Raw genomic sequence first — 2,296 nt, forward strand, 5'->3', positions numbered from 1 at the left:
CGGCATCGGCCGCGGCTACTGCGCGGCCCCCGTGCTGGACACCGCCGCGGCCGTGCTGGCGATGGAGCACGGCCTGATCCCGCCGACGCCGAACGTCTTCGACGTCTGCCACGACCTCGACCTCGTGACCGGCCACGCCCGCGTCGCCGAACCGCGCACCGCCCTGGTGCTCAGCCGCGGACTCATGGGGTCGAACTCGGCGCTGGTGCTGCGAGCCGGCACCAGGCAGTGAGCACAGCAAAGGAGGAAAGCACATGCCGCAGATCACCGTGGAAGAACTCGCCGCGCTGATGAAGAAGGCCGCCGGGGTGACCGTCAGCCCGGAGCAGCTGATGGAGAAGCCGGACACCGGCTTCGACGTCCTCGGCGTCGACTCGCTCGGCCTGCTCGGCATCGTCGGCGAGCTGGAGAACACCCACGGCACCCCGATGCCGGTCGACGCCGAACGCTGCAAGACGCCGCAGCAGTTCCTCAACCTCGTCAACACCACCCTGATGGCAGGAGCCTGACATGGCAGGACACACCCAGAACGAGATCACCATCGCCGCCCCGCTGGACCTGGTCTGGGACATGACCAACGACCTGGAGCGCTGGCCGCAGCTGTTCAGCGAGTACGCGTCGGTGGAGGTCCTCAAGCGGGAGGGCGCCAAGACCACGTTCCGGCTGACCATGCACCCGGACGAGAACGGCACCGTCTGGAGCTGGGTCTCCGAGCGCGAGCCGGACCGCGACTCGCGCACCGTCACGGCCCGCCGGGTGGAGACCGGCCCCTTCGCCCACATGAACATCCACTGGAGCTACGAGGAGGTCCCGGCCGGCACCCGGATGGTGTGGACCCAGGACTTCGAGATGAAGCCGGACGCGCCGGTCGACGACGACTGGATGACCGACAACATCAACAAGAACTCCAAGGTCCAGCTCGCCCTGATCCGGGACAAGATCGAGAAGGCGGCGGCCGGCCGGCGCCCCGCCCCGGCCCTGGCCGACTGAGCCGGAGAGCAGGAGACGACCGTGCACCAGGCCCTGATCGTCGCCCGCATGGCCCCGGGCTCCGCGCCGGACATCGCCAAGGTGTTCACGGAGTCCGACCGCGGAGAGCTGCCGCATCTCGTCGGGGTGGTCCGGCGCAGCCTCTTCCAGTTCGGCGATGTGTACATGCACCTCATCGAGTCCGAGCGCGAGCCCGGACCGGCCATCGCCAAGGTCACGTCGCACCCCGAGTTCAGGGAGGTCAGCGAGCGGCTGTCGGCGTACGTCAGCGCGTACGACCCCGAGACCTGGCGGTCCCCGAAGGACGCCATGGCCCGGCGCTTCTACGTCTGGGAGCGCGACGCCGGAGTCTGAGATCCCCGTCCGGAGCACCGGTGCCGGGCCCGCGTCGGACGCGGACCCGGCACCGGTGTGCCGTGGGGGAGCGCTCTCACCCGCGCACCGTGCAGTCGAACGCGTGCAGGAACGGGTTGACCGGGCGGATGTCGCCGACCTCCAGGCCCGCCGCCCGCAGCCGGCCGGTCATGCTGGCGGTGGTGTGCTTGGCCCCGCCCACATTGAGCAGCAGCAGCAGGTCCATGGCGGTGCTGAACCGCATGGACGGCGTGTCGTCCACCAGGTTCTCGATGACGACGACCCGGGTGCCGGGACCGCCCGCCTCGACCACGTTGCGCAGCAGCCGGGCGGTGGATTCGTCGTCCCACTCCAGGATGTTCTTGATGATGTAGACGTCGGCCTTGACCGGGACGGCCTCGCGGATGTCACCCGGCACGATCCGCGTCCGGCCGGCCAGGTCGCCGCCCTCGCGCAGCCGGGGCAGCGCGTTGTCCACCACCCGCGGCAGGTCCAGCAGATAGCCCAGCATCGCCGGGTACTTGTCGAGCAGGCTGGCCACCACGTGCCCCTGCCCGCCGCCGAGGTCGGCGACCGAGTCGCTGCCGGACAGGTCGAGCAGCGCGGCGACCTCCCGGGCCGACTGCTCGCTGGAGCGGGTCATCGCCTGGTTGAAGACGTCCGCGGACTCCGGGGCGTCCTCGTTGAGGTACTCGAAGAACTCCTTGCCGTACAGGTCCTGTACGACGTCGCGGCCGGTGCGCACCGCCCGGTCCAGCCGGGGCCAGGCGTCCCAGGTCCACGGCTCGGTGCACCACAGGGCGATGGCGCGCAGGCTGTTCGGGTCGTCCTCGCGCAGCAGCCGGGACATCTCGGTGTGGGCGAAGGTGCCGTCGGGCCGCTCGGCGAAGACGCCGTAGCAGGACAGGGCGCGCAGCAGCCGGCGCAGCGGCCCCGGCTCGGTGTGCACGGC

The 2,296-nt window shown here is 70.7% G+C and carries 4 protein-coding genes and 1 pseudogene; 4 read left to right on the top strand and 1 reads right to left on the bottom strand.

Annotation, left to right across the window (positions count from 1 at the left end; genetic code table 11):
• From H5J33_RS31715 to H5J33_RS31730, 4 genes and pseudogenes are all read left to right on the top strand, one after another.
• A pseudogene (locus H5J33_RS31715) lies at positions 1-232 on the top strand (ketosynthase chain-length factor); the annotation flags it as partial.
• Positions 233-254: 22 nt separating this feature from the next.
• The gene (locus tag H5J33_RS31720) at positions 255-509 is read left to right on the top strand and encodes an acyl carrier protein (RefSeq protein ID WP_030783119.1); all 255 of its coding nucleotides are present in this window, start codon (positions 255-257) and stop codon (positions 507-509) included.
• A gap of 1 nt (position 510) precedes the next feature.
• Positions 511-990 carry an SRPBCC family protein gene (locus H5J33_RS31725; RefSeq protein WP_181798195.1) on the top strand — a complete coding sequence of 160 codons (480 nt, stop codon included), beginning with the start codon at positions 511-513 and terminating at the stop codon, positions 988-990.
• Positions 991-1,011: 21 nt separating this feature from the next.
• Positions 1,012-1,344 (top strand): TcmI family type II polyketide cyclase, encoded by a 333-nt coding sequence (locus H5J33_RS31730; protein WP_181798196.1) that lies wholly within the window; start codon positions 1,012-1,014, stop codon positions 1,342-1,344.
• A gap of 76 nt (positions 1,345-1,420) precedes the next feature.
• Here the strand turns inward: H5J33_RS31730 and H5J33_RS31735 are convergent.
• Positions 1,421-2,296 (bottom strand): methyltransferase (locus tag H5J33_RS31735; RefSeq protein ID WP_181798197.1); only part of this gene is annotated, 876 nt, incomplete at its 5' end.

It is taken from the genome of Streptomyces sp. WELS2 (assembly GCF_013870595.1).
In the GTDB taxonomy this organism is placed as follows: domain Bacteria; phylum Actinomycetota; class Actinomycetes; order Streptomycetales; family Streptomycetaceae; genus Streptomyces.